The sequence below is a fragment of the Salinibacillus aidingensis genome (assembly GCF_055393355.1).
The window spans coordinates 1,779,420-1,792,844 of record NZ_AP043759.1 but is presented as its reverse complement, the minus strand read 5'-3'; the positions used below and the strand labels follow the sequence as shown (position 1 = coordinate 1,792,844).

The 13,425-nt window shown below is 39.1% G+C and carries 17 protein-coding genes and 2 pseudogenes; 13 read left to right on the top strand and 6 right to left on the bottom strand.

The genetic code is table 11. The annotated features are described in order from the left end of the window. The first annotated feature begins 6 nt into the window (after nt 1-6). Together ACZ5OK_RS09685 and ACZ5OK_RS09680 are read left to right on the top strand one after the other, a co-directional pair. The gene (locus ACZ5OK_RS09685; protein ID WP_343836356.1) at nt 7-930 is read left to right on the top strand and encodes a PLP-dependent cysteine synthase family protein; all 924 of its coding nucleotides are present in this window, start codon (nt 7-9) and stop codon (nt 928-930) included. A gap of 14 nt (nt 931-944) precedes the next feature. Beyond that, a complete protein-coding gene (locus tag ACZ5OK_RS09680; protein ID WP_343836354.1) occupies nt 945-2,078 on the top strand; it encodes a bifunctional cystathionine gamma-lyase/homocysteine desulfhydrase in 1,134 nt (377 codons plus the stop codon). Between the two features lie 75 nt (nt 2,079-2,153). Here the strand turns inward: ACZ5OK_RS09680 and ACZ5OK_RS09675 are convergent, their stop codons facing one another. Further along, nucleotides 2,154-3,047, bottom strand: coding sequence for a DUF4349 domain-containing protein (locus tag ACZ5OK_RS09675; RefSeq protein ID WP_343836352.1), 894 nt, complete (start codon nt 3,045-3,047; stop codon nt 2,154-2,156). 146 nt (nt 3,048-3,193) lie between these two features. On the opposite strand from ACZ5OK_RS09675, the gene ACZ5OK_RS09670 reads away from it, so the two are divergent. The 3 genes and pseudogenes from ACZ5OK_RS09670 (at nt 3,194) to ACZ5OK_RS09660 (ending at nt 4,581) form a co-directional block, all read left to right on the top strand. Further along, nucleotides 3,194-3,439, top strand: a complete 246-nt coding sequence (locus tag ACZ5OK_RS09670; protein ID WP_343836350.1) for a DUF2164 domain-containing protein — start codon at nt 3,194-3,196, stop codon at nt 3,437-3,439. A gap of 98 nt (nt 3,440-3,537) precedes the next feature. Continuing rightward, nucleotides 3,538-4,050, top strand: a pseudogene (locus ACZ5OK_RS09665) (peptidoglycan recognition protein family protein); the annotation flags it as partial. A 42-nt stretch (nt 4,051-4,092) separates the two neighbouring features. Beyond that, nucleotides 4,093-4,581 carry a peptidoglycan-binding domain-containing protein gene (locus ACZ5OK_RS09660; RefSeq protein WP_343837717.1) on the top strand — a complete coding sequence of 163 codons (489 nt, stop codon included), beginning with the start codon at nt 4,093-4,095 and terminating at the stop codon, nt 4,579-4,581. Between the two features lie 33 nt (nt 4,582-4,614). Here the strand turns inward: ACZ5OK_RS09660 and ACZ5OK_RS09655 are convergent, their stop codons facing one another. Next, on the bottom strand, nt 4,615-5,577 hold the full coding sequence (locus ACZ5OK_RS09655) for a cation diffusion facilitator family transporter (RefSeq protein ID WP_343836348.1): 963 nt from the start codon (nt 5,575-5,577) through the stop codon (nt 4,615-4,617). A 210-nt stretch (nt 5,578-5,787) separates the two neighbouring features. Between ACZ5OK_RS09655 and ACZ5OK_RS09650 the strand changes: the two genes are divergently transcribed. The 5 genes and pseudogenes from ACZ5OK_RS09650 to ACZ5OK_RS09630 all read left to right on the top strand — a co-directional run bounded on the left by ACZ5OK_RS09650 (nt 5,788) and on the right by ACZ5OK_RS09630 (nt 9,770). After that, on the top strand, nt 5,788-7,230 hold the full coding sequence (locus tag ACZ5OK_RS09650; RefSeq protein WP_343836346.1) for a PAS domain-containing sensor histidine kinase: 1,443 nt from the start codon (nt 5,788-5,790) through the stop codon (nt 7,228-7,230). Nucleotides 7,231-7,273: 43 nt separating this feature from the next. Next, nucleotides 7,274-7,867, top strand: a pseudogene (locus ACZ5OK_RS09645) (molybdopterin-dependent oxidoreductase); the annotation flags it as partial. Next, entirely contained in the window at nt 7,834-7,980 is a 147-nt protein-coding gene (locus ACZ5OK_RS09640) for a respiratory nitrate reductase subunit gamma (RefSeq protein ID WP_425542161.1), read from the top strand. The pseudogene ACZ5OK_RS09645 and the gene ACZ5OK_RS09640, both read left to right, overlap by 34 nt. A 234-nt stretch (nt 7,981-8,214) precedes the next feature. Beyond that, nucleotides 8,215-8,721, top strand: a complete 507-nt coding sequence (locus tag ACZ5OK_RS09635; protein ID WP_343837715.1) for a DUF421 domain-containing protein — start codon at nt 8,215-8,217, stop codon at nt 8,719-8,721. Between the two features lie 53 nt (nt 8,722-8,774). Continuing rightward, nucleotides 8,775-9,770: an LLM class flavin-dependent oxidoreductase gene (locus ACZ5OK_RS09630; RefSeq protein WP_343836344.1), complete on the top strand. Its 996-nt coding sequence runs from the start codon at nt 8,775-8,777 to the stop codon at nt 9,768-9,770. Between the two features lie 62 nt (nt 9,771-9,832). On the opposite strand, the gene ACZ5OK_RS09625 is transcribed toward ACZ5OK_RS09630, so the two are convergent. After that, nucleotides 9,833-10,093 (bottom strand): DUF4190 domain-containing protein, encoded by a 261-nt coding sequence (locus ACZ5OK_RS09625; protein ID WP_343836342.1) that lies wholly within the window; start codon nt 10,091-10,093, stop codon nt 9,833-9,835. Between the two features lie 170 nt (nt 10,094-10,263). On the opposite strand from ACZ5OK_RS09625, the gene ACZ5OK_RS09620 reads away from it, so the two are divergent. Continuing rightward, entirely contained in the window at nt 10,264-11,139 is an 876-nt protein-coding gene (locus ACZ5OK_RS09620) for a 5'-3' exonuclease (protein ID WP_343837713.1), read from the top strand. Nucleotides 11,140-11,142: 3 nt separating this feature from the next. Here the strand turns inward: ACZ5OK_RS09620 and ACZ5OK_RS09615 are convergent, their stop codons facing one another. Beyond that, nucleotides 11,143-11,331 (bottom strand): hypothetical protein, encoded by a 189-nt coding sequence (locus ACZ5OK_RS09615; protein WP_343836340.1) that lies wholly within the window; start codon nt 11,329-11,331, stop codon nt 11,143-11,145. A 115-nt stretch (nt 11,332-11,446) separates the two neighbouring features. Between ACZ5OK_RS09615 and sspL the strand changes: the two genes are divergently transcribed. Further along, a complete protein-coding gene (gene sspL, locus ACZ5OK_RS09610; RefSeq protein ID WP_343836338.1) occupies nt 11,447-11,587 on the top strand; it encodes a small, acid-soluble spore protein L in 141 nt (46 codons plus the stop codon). A 134-nt stretch (nt 11,588-11,721) separates the two neighbouring features. Here sspL and ACZ5OK_RS09605 read toward each other — a convergent pair whose 3' ends face one another. Continuing rightward, entirely contained in the window at nt 11,722-12,135 is a 414-nt protein-coding gene (locus ACZ5OK_RS09605; RefSeq protein WP_343836336.1) for a FixH family protein, read from the bottom strand. Nucleotides 12,136-12,414: 279 nt separating this feature from the next. Here ACZ5OK_RS09605 and ACZ5OK_RS09600 point away from each other — a divergent pair, with 279 nt between their 5' ends. After that, nucleotides 12,415-12,909: a DUF456 domain-containing protein gene (locus tag ACZ5OK_RS09600; protein ID WP_343836334.1), complete on the top strand. Its 495-nt coding sequence runs from the start codon at nt 12,415-12,417 to the stop codon at nt 12,907-12,909. A 38-nt stretch (nt 12,910-12,947) separates the two neighbouring features. On the opposite strand, the gene ACZ5OK_RS09595 is transcribed toward ACZ5OK_RS09600, so the two are convergent. Next, the gene (locus ACZ5OK_RS09595; RefSeq protein ID WP_464758058.1) at nt 12,948-13,346 is read right to left on the bottom strand and encodes a DUF4870 domain-containing protein; all 399 of its coding nucleotides are present in this window, start codon (nt 13,344-13,346) and stop codon (nt 12,948-12,950) included. Nucleotides 13,347-13,425: the final 79 nt, after the last annotated feature.

Below are 13,425 nucleotides of genomic sequence, written 5' to 3'. Positions count from 1 at the left end.
GTCAAAATGGAGTATGTACGTAATGTCCAGGAACTTATTGGGGAAACACCTTTAATTGAAATCCATCAGTATGATATACCTGAAGGCGTTCGAATTTTTGCCAAACTGGAATACTTTAATCCCGGCGGAAGTATTAAGGATCGTTTAGGTAAGAAATTACTTGAAGAAGCCTTGCAAAGTGGAGAGCTCCAAAAAGACGGGACGATTATTGAACCTACCGCCGGAAATACAGGAATAGGTCTTGCTTTAGCTGCTATTGGCAGGGGGATACGTGTCCTGTTCGTTGTACCGGAACAATTCAGTATGGAAAAACAGGAATTAATGAAGGCCCTTGGTGCTGAAATCATTCATACACCCACTGAACAAGGAATGAAAGGTGCTATTCATAAAACAGAGGAGCTTCTTAGAAAGATTCCCGGCTCATACTCCCCCAGACAGTTTTCAAATTACAATAATCCCAAAGCCTATTATGACACACTGGGTCCGGAAATTGTTCGGCAATTAGACGGAAAAGCAGATGTTTTTGTAGCCGGTGGAGGCACTGGTGGCACATTTATGGGAACTGCGCAATATCTGAAAGAGAAAAATGAAAAGATAAAAACGGTCATTGTTGAACCAGAGGGCTCCATTCTTAATGGTGGTGAGGCAGGTTCCCATGATACAGAAGGAATAGGGATGGAATTTATTCCTGATTATATGGAAACCCATTATTTTGATGCTATTCATACCATCCCTGATACTCAGGCATTTAACAGAGTTAAGGAGCTTTCGTCAAAAACGGGATTGCTTGTCGGCAGTTCTTCAGGGGCTGCATTTCAGGCCGCTTTGAATGAGGCTGAACAGGCCGTTCCTGGTACAAACATTGTGACAGTTTTTCCTGATAGTAGTGAACGCTACTTAAGTAAGGGAATCTATCAATATAACAGTTAGGGGAGGGGCTTTTATTGCGTAAAAAAACAAAACTAATTCATGGCGGAATAACAGGAGATGAACAGACAGGTGCAGTCAATGTCCCGATTTATCAGGTAAGCACCTATCAGCAGGAGTCAGCTGGAAATCATAAAGGCTATGAATATTCACGGACAGGTAATCCAACACGCTTTGCACTAGAAGAGTTTATCAAAGATTTAGAAGGTGGAAAGCAGGGGTTTGCCTTTGGTTCAGGGATGGCAGCGATTACGTCTGTGTTTATGCTGTTTTCTGCAGGGGACCATGTGATTATGACAGATGATGTTTATGGCGGTACCTACAGGGTTGTATCGAAAGTTCTTAACCGTTTTCAAATAGAGGTTACATTTGTAGATACAAGCTCACCTGATCAGGTAAAAAAAGCTATTCAATCTAATACAAAGGCCATTTATGTGGAAACTCCGACGAATCCATTGTTAAAGGTAACGGATTTAAGGAAAATGAGCGACCTGGCCAAAGAACAAAATCTGCTATTTATAGTAGATAATACATTCAGTACTCCATATTGGCAGAACCCGATTCAATATGGCGCTGACATTGTTCTTCACAGTGCCACAAAGTATTTAGGAGGCCATAGTGATGTGGTCGCGGGGTTAGTTGTGGTTAATTCAGATGAGTTGGGAGAAGACCTGCATTTTATTCTTAATTCTGCTGGTGGCATCTTAGGTCCACAGGATTCTTATCTTCTTATTCGTGGTATGAAAACCCTTGGAGTCAGAATGGAGGAAATTGAGCAAAACACAAACAAGGTGGCTCAATTTCTGCAGAACCATCCAAAGGTGAAAAGCGTTTATTATCCTGGTTTAGAGAATCACCCTGGCCATGATACTCATACATCCCAGGCTGCTGGCTTTGGTGGAATGCTCTCCTTTGATGCAGGCAGTGGTGAAATGGCTGATCAGGTTTTAAAACGAATTCAATACTTTACATTGGCAGAAAGTCTGGGAGCGGTTGAAAGTTTAATTTCAGTGCCTGCACGAATGACTCATGCTTCCATTCCAAAGGACCGAAGAGAAGAGTTAGGTATAACAGACGGCTTAATTCGTATTTCTGTTGGACTGGAGGATGCTGAAGACTTGATTGAGGATTTGAATAGGGCTTTACAATAGCACAGAATAAAAGCGGAAGCGCCCGTATATCCATTGGTCGCCTCCGCTTTTTCTTTTAACACTCAGCACTTGTTGTTATGACTCCGTGTCTTTTTTATTCTTTCGATTTTTAAAGAACCAGATTGACCCTCCGAAAATCGCCAATATAATAAGGAAAGGGGAATAGCCGATCAGAAAAACGATTAATCCGGAAAAGAAACTCGAGAGCTGGTTTAATGAGTTCGTAAATGCTTTTTGAATTCGTTCTCCTGTCTGTAAGTCTTTTTCTGCAATACCCGGGACATTTACAGATATATCTTTCAGCGTAATGGTCACTTCGGCAAATTCTGTCCGGTTTTCCAGGTATTTCATTCTGCCTTCCATTTGTTCTATTTCCTCCTGTACTTTTGCCAGGTCCTTTGAAATATTCAGAAGATCCTCTGTTTTTTCGGCTCCCTTCATAAATTCAAGCAATCGGTTTTCCACTGCTTTTTTTGCCTTTAAGCGGGACTCCAGATCAGTGTATTCCTCTGTTACATCTTCTCCTCTTACATGTTTTTCCACCACTTTTTCACTCAGTTTTTCTAATTCTTTTGTGAACGATTGGAGTTCTGGATTTGGAATTCTGACCGTCATGTGAGATTGAACATGTTGATCTCGATTAGTTGACGTTGTTTCTACCACATAGCCGTTTATCTGATTGGTCCGACTCGTAATGTCCTCGACAGCCCCGTCAATATCTTTTATGTTAAGGGTTAACCGGGCATGATACATAATCATGCGATTGTCTGTATTCGTATCTTTTTGATTTTCAGCTTGTTCCTCGGTTGCCGTTTGGTCCTGCCCCTTTTCATTAGTTTGCACCATGTCCGCAGAAGAATCGGCCTGATCTAAACGGCTGGATTCTTCTGATTTACCTGTATCATCTGAACTGCATGCAGCTAATACCAATATGGTGCAAATCATACCTAATTTCATGAACCACTTCATTCACAAACCCCCTATTGAAACACTTTATTAATTAGACGTTCATTCCATAAAAAGGTGACAACTGCATAGAAATTTTATCCATCAACTAAAATGTTTCTCTGGAAATGGTATATTGTAGAGAGTAATCATAGAAAGGACTGTTTCAGATGAAGATTTCATTAGAAAAAAAGCGAGTACTAATCAGAAAAATTCAGATGTTTTTTCTTGAAGAACGGGGAGAGGATATAGGAGAGCTGGCAGCAGACCAAGCATTTGAGTTTATGAAAAATGAAGTTGCGCCTTTCTTCTATAATCAAGGTGTTCATGATGCCAGAATGATGGCGGAACAAAAAATGGAGGCTTTAGACGAGGATATCAGATCACTTGAAAAGCCGACTCACAGGGGTGGCTGATTTCTTTATTCCTGTCTTCACATTTTGTTATCACATCTTCTGTATCCCTTTAATAAAGTAAGCATAGGGGATTTTACGAGATATATGGGGTGAGGAATATGAAATACGAAATTACCAGAGACTATATAAGCATTGGAAATTCCCGATCCGGTCAAAGTATTCAGAATGTCCAATTCATTGTAAGTCATGACACCGGGAATCCTGGTTCAAGTGCGTACGGCAATCGAAATTATTTTGAAAATACGAACCCAACTGCATCAGCACATACCTTCATTGATGATCGATATATTCTTGAAATCATTCCATTAGACGAAAAAGCATGGCATGTTCGGTATAATGTATCTACAGATAACCGTCGCTATGGAGCAAATGCAAATGATGCCGCAATTGGAGTTGAACTGTGCTATGGCGGGAATATTTCTTTCCAGGAAGCTTATAAACGCTATGTCTGGTACCATGCCTATTTAATTGACAAATTTAATTTGGATCCTGATGAAGATATTATTGGGCATAGTATGCTTGATCCCTCCCGCAGAACCGATCCCCAGAATGCAATGAATCGGTATGGGGTATCCTGGAACGACTTTCTCAATGATGTAGAGCAGGCCTATCGGAAATATTTTGAGGGAGAAGAAAGTCTTCCAGAGCCAGTTGTGGGTGGTGCTTCCGTGCAGTTGCCCATCGGAAAAGGTGATAGTGGAGAATTTGTTAGGGATATTCAAAAGGATTTAATCCAAGCAGGCTATTCCTTACCTGCATATGGTGCTGACAGTGTATTTGGCTCTGAAACAGAAAGAGCTGTTATGAGATTCCAAAGAGATTATAATCTTGCTGTCGATGGATTGGTAGGTCAGCAGACATTAGGAAAGTTAAAAGAGGTTACAAGCGCGAGTAAGCCCAGTACGGACTTTCCTTTACCTGGTGGAATTCTTCAGAAAGGCGATGAAGGACCTGAAGTAAAACAAGTACAAAGAGCTCTGAAACGCTTAAACTTTGACCCAAGATATATAGATGGCATCTATGGTTCATTAACTGAGGATGCTGTGGCAAGATTCCAGTCCATGTTCAGCGCGTTGGATAATGATGGCATCTATGGTCCAAATACACGACGTTTTATGGAAATGGAGCTGGAAGATATGTAAAAAAAGTCGCTGAAAAGCGACTTTTTTTATGAATTAATTTGAGGGTTTCCTCTTTTCCCACGATATTTTGTCATCAGACTCTAAGATCCCCAAAGTAACATCATCAATATCCGGATCCTCTAATATTTTATTTTGAACCTTTATTTTAATGTCATCAGCTTTTTCGAGGGACAAGCCTTCTGTCAGTTCGATATAACTATCTACATGATATTGCCTTCCTACCTGTATAACCTTCATTTCAGATATATCGACTACCTGGGGTTCATCTAAAATAACTTCAGCAATCCGATTTTCAATTTTTGCAGGTGCGGCAACACCAATTAAACCAATCGTATTATCATATCCGATTTTCAATGCAATTCCGATCAAAAGAATACCTATAAGCATTGTACCAATACCATCCAGAAGCAGAAAGCCTGTAAAATGGGCAAGAAGGATACTTATTAAGGCTAAAAATGCACCTGATGTCGCTACAATATCCTCATAAAAAACGAGCCTTGTGGGAGGAGAAGCATATTGTAAATTGCGAAACGCTTCCGGAATAACTGAAAAACCACTGGCTTCTGTACGGGATTCCTCGGCAATTTCCTTCATCGCTTTCAATAATATATAGCCATCAACAATAATGGATAATGATAGAATCCCCATATTTAGCCATAGATGTGTAGCTTCACTTGGATTCTGAATTAAATGCCATCCTTTAATAATGGTCTCGTAAGCCATTATTGAAATCACAACTACAGCTACTAAAACAAACAGGTTAACGACTCGCCCAAAACCGGCAGGGAATTTTTCTGTTGGTTCTTTTTCGGCTAATGCACTTCCGAAAAAAACGAATCCCTGGTTTGTAGTATCTGCTATGGAGTGAATCGTTGTTGCAAACATCGCACCACTGCCACTGATCGCAGCAGCAATTCCTTTAGCTACTGCCAGTCCTGCATTTCCAAGTGCGGCAATACCTGAAGACTTGTTTCCTTTTTTTAAAAGTTCAAGCATTGTGGATTCTCCTTATTGGTGTACTCGGTATTAAGTTGAACGATAAAAATAAAATGATACATATTCTTAAAATGTATCTGAAATTCACTAAATTATACATTTTTTAGTGTGAAGTGTTTACTTTAAGGGAATTGAGGGTATGAAGCTTATAAAATATTATGTACACGAACATATCATCATCAGAGAAATATAGTTAAAGGGGTATTCATAATGAACATGCAGGAAACACTTTTGAACTTCAATAAGGTTTTAGACAATGCACCTGGCCCAATTATGATTACGGATAACAATACGATCATATATGCAAATCAGAACAGCTATCGACTGTTAGGGTATGAGAAAAATTCGCCTGTTTTCCTGTGGGATATATTTCCGGAAAAGGACTATAATCGGTTGCAATTAAATATAGAAAAGGTATTAACAGGTGAAAAATCAGTAGAAATCAAAAACATAACTTTACGAACAAAAGGGGATAATCTTGTTACAACGAAGCTTTATATATACCCATACGATAGTCGGCAAAGCTATGTCCAGATTTGCATGGAGAATACAGATTCCATAAAACTCAGAAGTGATTTTGTTGAACTGAAGGAGAAATACCATAATATCTCAAAATATATTTCCGATGTGATTGCTTATTATAACGATAATGGAGCGATAACTTATGTGACGCCCTCCGTAAATAGTGCCTTTGGGTATAAATCAGACCTGCTAATAGGACGTTCAGCATTTGACTATGTTCATCCCCAGGACCGTAGCCGGGTTAAATACATCTTTAAAACTTTATCCTATAATGCTGAGCAGAAACAAGTACGCTTTCGAGTAAAGAAAAATATAGGTACCTATGTCTGGGTTGATTCCGTGTTCTACCGAATTGAGAATGATCAGGACTCTTACATATTGGGAAATTTGAAGGCCATTGATAAACAAATTGAGGCTGAAAAATTAGCTATGCAGACTGAAAAACTGGCTCTGACAGGAGAATTGAGTGCCGGTATTGTTCATGAAATAAAAAATCCACTGACTTCTGTTAAAGGATTTTTACAGCTCATGGAGGCAGGCACTATTGACACGAAAGACTATATCAATATCTTAAAGGCAGAAGTGGAACGAATGGAAGCAATGGCAGTAAACATGCTTTCGTTCGCAAAGCCTAATAATCATTTTGGTCAGCATAATTTGAAGGATATTATACAGGATGTATTCTCCCTTATGGAAATACAGGCGAATAAGAATCATATATATCTAAAAAAGAATGAGCATTCGCCGGACGTGTTTGTACATGGTGATGAAGCTCAACTAAAACAGGTATTAATTAATTTAGTAAAAAATGCGATAGAGGCATCTGAACCTAACCATAACGTTGAGATTCAGCTTTGTCAGGATTGCATAAATGGATATATAAAAGTAACGGATTATGGTGCAGGAATCCCCAATCATCAACTGAAAAATATTGGAAAATCGTTTTATACAACCAAGAAGGAAGGAACAGGTCTTGGCTTAATGGTATCCTATCGAATTATTGAACATCATCAGGGTCAGATTAAGGTCAACAGTAAATCAGAAAATGGAACAACTTTTACGATTTGTTTACCTAAGGTTAGAGAAAAGGAAAGTTATCAAGTATTAAGTGATTGCAAATCTGGTACATAACTGACACTGAGGAATCTTATATGATAAAAAGAAGCTTTCTTAAGAGTTGGTGTATCGAAAGAGATGGCAGCACGACAAAATTGTCCGTTCCACTCATGGAGTAAACTGTACGGGATCATGCAGCTGGAAAATTTACGTAAAGGATGGAATTATCACATCTGAAACCCAGCAAACGGATTATCCAACTACAGATGCAGATTTTCCTGAATATGAACCCAGAGGATGTCCAAGAGGTGCTAGCTATTCCTGGTATACATACAGCCCGGTTCGTGTTAAATATCCTTATGTTCGCGGCGATTTATATAAAATGTGGAAAGCAGAAATGGACGAGGGACAGAATCCGGTAGAAGCCTGGAGTAATATTACCTCGGATCCGGAAAAACGTGCTAAATATGTAAATGCCAGGGGGAAAGGTGGATTTGTAAGAGCAAGCGGGCATGAAGTGTGTGAAATGATTGGGAGTGCAACGATTCATACGATAAAAAAATACGGCCCCGACCGCGTGACAGGCTTTAGCCCAATTCCTGCCATGTCTATGGTCAGTTATGCAGGAGGAACCCGATTTTTATCTCTGATCGGGGGAACCATTTTAAGTTTTTACGATTGGTATGCAGACCTGCCACCAGCTTCATTACAGCCATTCCGTTTACAAAATTAGTTCACTTTTACAGTTTACCGTTGGGGTATCTTCATCGTGCGCCACAGCAATATCGCTCAAGAGTAGGATTCAGAAGAAAAGGTCTTGAATAAGTTTGTGATTTTTAAGTATCCATCATACGTTAACCACAGCATTACGGCCTGGATTACAAGAATCCAGGCTTTTTTCGTTCCGCCTATTTTTCAAGTCTCCATCCTTGTAACAGGAATGAATGATCTTAAAAAAGACATGCTAAGAAATAGAAAAGAGTGTAAGGAGGATCCAAATTGGTTTCAGCTATTGTAAAATCTGCTATTCTGGTGTTGTCAGGTGTATTATTATTGAGGATGGCCGGAAGAAAATCAATATCTCAAATGACATTAGCACAGACGGTTGTCATGATTTCCATTGGATCCATTATTATTCAGCCGATCATCGAAAAAAGTGTGATCCGTACCATTTTAGCTTCGGGAATATTTATCTTGGCACTGATTATAATGGAGTTCATACAGTTGAAATTTAATATTTTAGAGAAATTGATCACAGGTAAATCAAAGGTCATTATTAAGAATGGACAGGTTGATGTAAAAACATTACGCTCCTTACGTTTCACTGTGGATCAGCTGGAAATGCGGCTAAGACAGCAGGGGATATCCAGCATATCTGATGTAAAGACAGCTACTCTTGAACCGAATGGTCAAATTGGGTATGAACTGGCTGATGAAGCAAAGCCGTTAACTGTCAGGGAGTTTAAAAAACTGATGAATATGTATGATCAACAGCCGTCAGAAAATACTCAAAACCTATTTTCTGAAATCGGAACCAAACAGGATAACCCGGACAACCTGAAATAAACATTTGATGAAAAATACCAAACGGAGAATGAACATTGAGAGGAGAATCAAGTTTGAAACTAAGCGTACTTGACCAGTCCCCAATATCTAAAGGCGATACAGCTGCTACATCATTCAGGAAATCGGTTGAGTTAGCCAGACATACAGAAAATCTCGGCTATACACGCTATTGGTTGGCTGAGCACCATAATACGAAAGGACTGGCGGGGACATCACCAGAAGTTCTTATCTCACATATCGCAGCGAAAACGAACCATATAAAAGTAGGTTCAGGCGGTGTATTATTACCACAATACAGCCCTTTTAAAGTAGCAGAAAATTTTAAGGTTCTGGAAACCCTTTACCCAAACCGCATAGACCTTGGCGTAGGGCGTTCTCCAGGTGGAAATCACGCAACCCGACTAGCGTTAACGGATGGCATGAATAAAAGCTTAAATGAATTCCCCAGACAGCTTGAGGATTTATCCGGCTTCATTAATGGGAATCTACCTTCCGGGCATGATTTTCATAAGGTGAAAGCGACGCCTGAAACTATAACAAATCCAGATCTCTGGGTATTAGGTTTATCCGAAAGGGGAGCAAAAACCGCAGCTAAGAATAGTACCAGCTTCACCTTTGGGCATTTTATTAACCCTGCAAATGGTGAAAAGGCCATTGATACCTATTACAGACATTTTCAGGCTTCTTCAAGTCAAAAGAAACCTTATGTAAATGTCTGTATTTTCGTGGTTTGTGCTGAATCGAGAAATGAAGCTGAACGACTGGCACTAAGTCAGGACCTGTGGTTACTTAATGTGGAAATGGGAAAGGATACGAGAGTTCCATCTATTGATGAAGTAAAAGCGAAGACATTTACACAGCGTGAACTGGAAAAAGTCCAAAATAATCGAAAGCGGTGTGTTATCGGGACTCCTTTTGAAGTAAAACAGAAATTAGAAGAGCTGAGCGAGGTTTATCAAACGGATGAATTTATGATTATTACGAACATCTATGATTTTCAGGCTAAACTAAGAAGCTATTCTCTTCTAGCTGAAGCCGTGGAATTATAAGCACATATGCATTCTCAAAAAAGGGCTGCTATTTTCTATGGATAGCAGTCCTTAAGGAAATCTTAAAAATAGGACAGGAAATCGATCCAGAACCAGGCCTTTAAGATAAGTGTTATGATTCCGGTGATAACTCCTGTCAATCCCATTGCCTTACTCTGTTTTAATCCAATTAACCCAAAAACAACTCCTAAAATAGCCAGAGGATAAGGGAGAAAGGGGAACCAGTATAAGACCAGAGCTACGACCCCACACACCAAAGCAGCTATGGCCATCCCTTTACTATCTGGATCTTTTGGCTTGATTGGTGTTCCCTGCTGTTCCATACAGAAAACCTCCACTCGTATAAGATTTCATGATATTATACGCTCCGGATGTTAAAATATTCTTAAAAATAACTATTTTAACTGGACTATTTTCCTGTAATTCTCTGCACGATTTGGGAACAATATTTGATAAAATAGAATTTGAGAATATGAAGAAGGGAATCGTAACGATGAATAAAAATGACTTAATGATTGTGGATGGAATGGCACTTCTGTTTAGAGGTTTTTTTGCTACATCCTTTACAGGCAACTTTATGATGAATTCAAAAGGCGTACCAACCAATGGAATCTTCGGGTTTATGAGATATTTCCTGAATGCTGTTCAGACATTTAAGCCTACCCATGTGATTTGCTGCTGGGATATGGGAAGCAAAACATTTCGAAATGATAAATATGAATCTTATAAGGCCAACCGTAGTGCACCACCGGAGGAACTCATACCACAGTTTGATCTGGTAAAGGAGGCTGTGGAATCCTTTGGAGTACCGAATATAGGAATGGAAGGTTACGAGGCAGATGACTGTATTGGTACCTTGGCAAAACAGTACGGGAAGGAGGATAACGTCCTGATTTTGACAGGTGATCAGGATATTCTTCAGCTTGTGGATGAAAACATTAAAGTGGCCATTATGAAAAAAGGGCAGGGGAATTACGCTGTTTACCATGCAGACAACTTTCTCGAGCAAAAAGGAATTCACCCCATGCAGATTGTAGATATCAAAGGACTGATGGGGGATACGTCCGATAATTATCCCGGTGTAAAAGGTATTGGGGAAAAAACTGCATTAAAGCTTATTCAACAATACGAAAGTATCGATGGTATTTTAGAAAATATAAACCACCTTTCGAAGGGTGTACGAAAAAAGATTGAAGAAAATTTAGAAGACCTCCATTTGTCAAGAGAGCTTGCTGAAATTTTCTGTGAGGTTCCACTGGAGAGTACCCTTGATGAAGCAAAGTGGACGGTGGATATCACCAGAGTAAACCAGAAATTTGAAGAGCTTGAGTTTAAAAATTTGATTAAACAAGTAGATCAAGTGGTATAACTTTTATCCGGAAATCGGTCGTTCACTGATTTCTGTTCCATCTGTTATACCATCTTCATAGCCCGTATCATAACAGTCTTTGAAGGCCTGCTTAAGCACCTGCTGCTGGTCCTGTGTAAATACAACATTTTCACGTTCAAGCTTTTGTACAACCTCTTTAAACAACTGTTGAAATTCCGGTTGAAAGACCAAGAGAAGCACCACCTTTCTGTTTCTTACTTTTTTCTTAAGAACGAATTTTTATACAAACATTATAGACAGAATAAAAAAAGAAACACTTCCCAAAATAGGACTGGAGGTGTTTCTTTTGGCTAAACATGAAAAAACACGTAACAAAGGGCAAAAGGCTCCGAGCGTAAATCCTCAAGGTCTTTCTGAAGATGTGGCCGATCAGCAGCCAAGATCACAGCTGGAGCAGCGTACTAAAAAGAAAAATACCAAAATTTAATCCTGCTCAGGACCCTAACGCAGAAAATAAATGCGCTAGGATAAAGAGTGCTATGTAAGAATGGATTTTAAATATTAAAAAAAGGGCTGTGCTGCCAGGTTAAAAAATTTGGCTCCAGCCCTTTTTATCATTCATTATTCACTTACGGTAAACTCTTCCTTTGGCATGTTGTGCATTCCTCTGGCCTGGGTATGGGCAATAATATTATAGGTACCTGACTCGCTAAACGTTTTTGTAATGGAATAGACACCGTCCCCCTTATGTTCTGCCTTGATTTTTTCATGATTTTCTTCAGCTGATCCTTTTTTCCAGATTTCAAATTTTACGTAGGTTGCATCCTCAACCTTTTCTTCACCTAATGTAACGGCAGCCTTCAGTGGCACTTCTTCATTAACCTGAATGGATGATGGCAACTGGAGGGAGACATCAATCATTTGAAGCTGTTCATCATCCGTCTTTGATTTTGTCCCTTTCTCTTCCTGTGTACCACAGCCGGTGAAGAATAATATAAGCAGGAAGAATGAAGAAAAGAGTATGATTTTTTTCATATGAATCACTCCTGGTTCCAACTTTACTTTTTTGTCTACCTTCATTGTATAACAGAAATGCTTTCATTTTGGAATGAGTAATCAATGAGGAGTGACAAAATCTTTACAATTCTGGTATATTTCAGGGTAAGAACAGCATAAAGTGAAACTTCCATCAGTGGTGGTTTTCTCTAATCCCCCACTTAGTCTTGTTTAGTTACCCTCAAGACTTGAAGTGGGGGTATTTCGGCCAGTTAATGCGTAATAAAATTGTCAAATCGTTAAACAGGAGGGCTTTTCATGCTGGATATTCTACTATGGTTTCTCGTCATTGGTTTATTTGTATTAAGCTTTATAGGGCTGATTTTTCCAATTATTCCTTCAGTTCTTGTGATTTGGGGCGGTTTTCTCGTTTATTATTTTGGAATTAACAATGAAACTCTTTCTTTTTATTTCTGGATCCCAATGATATTTCTTACGATTGTCCTGTTAGTGGCTGATATAATCGTTAACAGTCACTTTGTCAAGAAATACGGAGGGAGTAAATGGGGGGAAAGGTCCGCAGCCATAGCAGTTATTGTCGGATCCTTTATCATTCCGCCATTTGGGATTATTATCTTACCATTTATCACTGTTTTTCTCGTGGAAATGATTCAGGAGAAGTCTATGGAAAAATCATTAAAAGCTGCATTTGGGTCATTTCTAGGTTTTTTTGGCAGTACTGTTGCTAAAATCATTGTCCAATTCATGATGATTATCTGGTTTTTCCTTGATATTTTTATTAATTTATCATGAACTTACTCCACGGCTGGAAAAAGGTCGATGTTTATTGCTTAAGATTGTGATTTTGCCTGTTTTTCAGCCATATCCCCTACAATGGGAAGTTTCATTTGCTTTCCCTGATAGGCTTTCACCATTAAGATGATCCATAAGATTAATACCAATGGATAGAGAAGCAGACTAAGCATCCATCCAATTATTGGGATAAAAGCTAAAATCGTACTGATCACAAAAACGCCTAAGAAAGTGAAAATCGATTGCAGGGCATGAAACTTAACGAAGGGACTTTCTTTTTCTATGACCAGAAATATAATTCCTGTTACGATTCCGGCTAAATAGCACAGCAATCCAGCTACATTTAAATCCATTCCCGTTGATGACTTTTCTGTCTGTTGTTCATTTGGTTCATTGACGGACTCAGACATCATAATACCTCCTTGTGGTTTGTACATATGAACGTTTGATGAAACTAACAATCCCTCTTCAGAAACCATTCATCAGAAACGCTCATTTATCAAAATAATCGTAACA

Excerpts from the sequence above, each read along its gene's own strand:
- ACZ5OK_RS09620 (WP_343837713.1), top strand. The coding sequence starts at position 10,264 with ATGAATAAAAATGACTTAATGATTGTGGATGGAATGGCACTTCTGTTT.
- ACZ5OK_RS09650 (WP_343836346.1), top strand. The coding sequence starts at position 5,788 with ATGAACATGCAGGAAACACTTTTGAACTTCAATAAGGTTTTAGACAAT.
- ACZ5OK_RS09625 (WP_343836342.1), bottom strand. The coding sequence starts at position 10,093 with ATGGAACAGCAGGGAACACCAATCAAGCCAAAAGATCCAGATAGTAAA.
- ACZ5OK_RS09670 (WP_343836350.1), top strand. The coding sequence starts at position 3,194 with ATGAAGATTTCATTAGAAAAAAAGCGAGTACTAATCAGAAAAATTCAG.
- ACZ5OK_RS09655 (WP_343836348.1), bottom strand. The coding sequence starts at position 5,577 with ATGCTTGAACTTTTAAAAAAAGGAAACAAGTCTTCAGGTATTGCCGCA.
- ACZ5OK_RS09685 (WP_343836356.1), top strand. The coding sequence starts at position 7 with ATGGAGTATGTACGTAATGTCCAGGAACTTATTGGGGAAACACCTTTA.
- ACZ5OK_RS09635 (WP_343837715.1), top strand. The coding sequence starts at position 8,215 with ATGGCCGGAAGAAAATCAATATCTCAAATGACATTAGCACAGACGGTT.
- ACZ5OK_RS09600 (WP_343836334.1), top strand. The coding sequence starts at position 12,415 with ATGCTGGATATTCTACTATGGTTTCTCGTCATTGGTTTATTTGTATTA.
- ACZ5OK_RS09675 (WP_343836352.1), bottom strand. The coding sequence starts at position 3,047 with ATGAAGTGGTTCATGAAATTAGGTATGATTTGCACCATATTGGTATTA.
- ACZ5OK_RS09595 (WP_464758058.1), bottom strand. The coding sequence starts at position 13,346 with ATGTACAAACCACAAGGAGGTATTATGATGTCTGAGTCCGTCAATGAA.
- ACZ5OK_RS09605 (WP_343836336.1), bottom strand. The coding sequence starts at position 12,135 with ATGAAAAAAATCATACTCTTTTCTTCATTCTTCCTGCTTATATTATTC.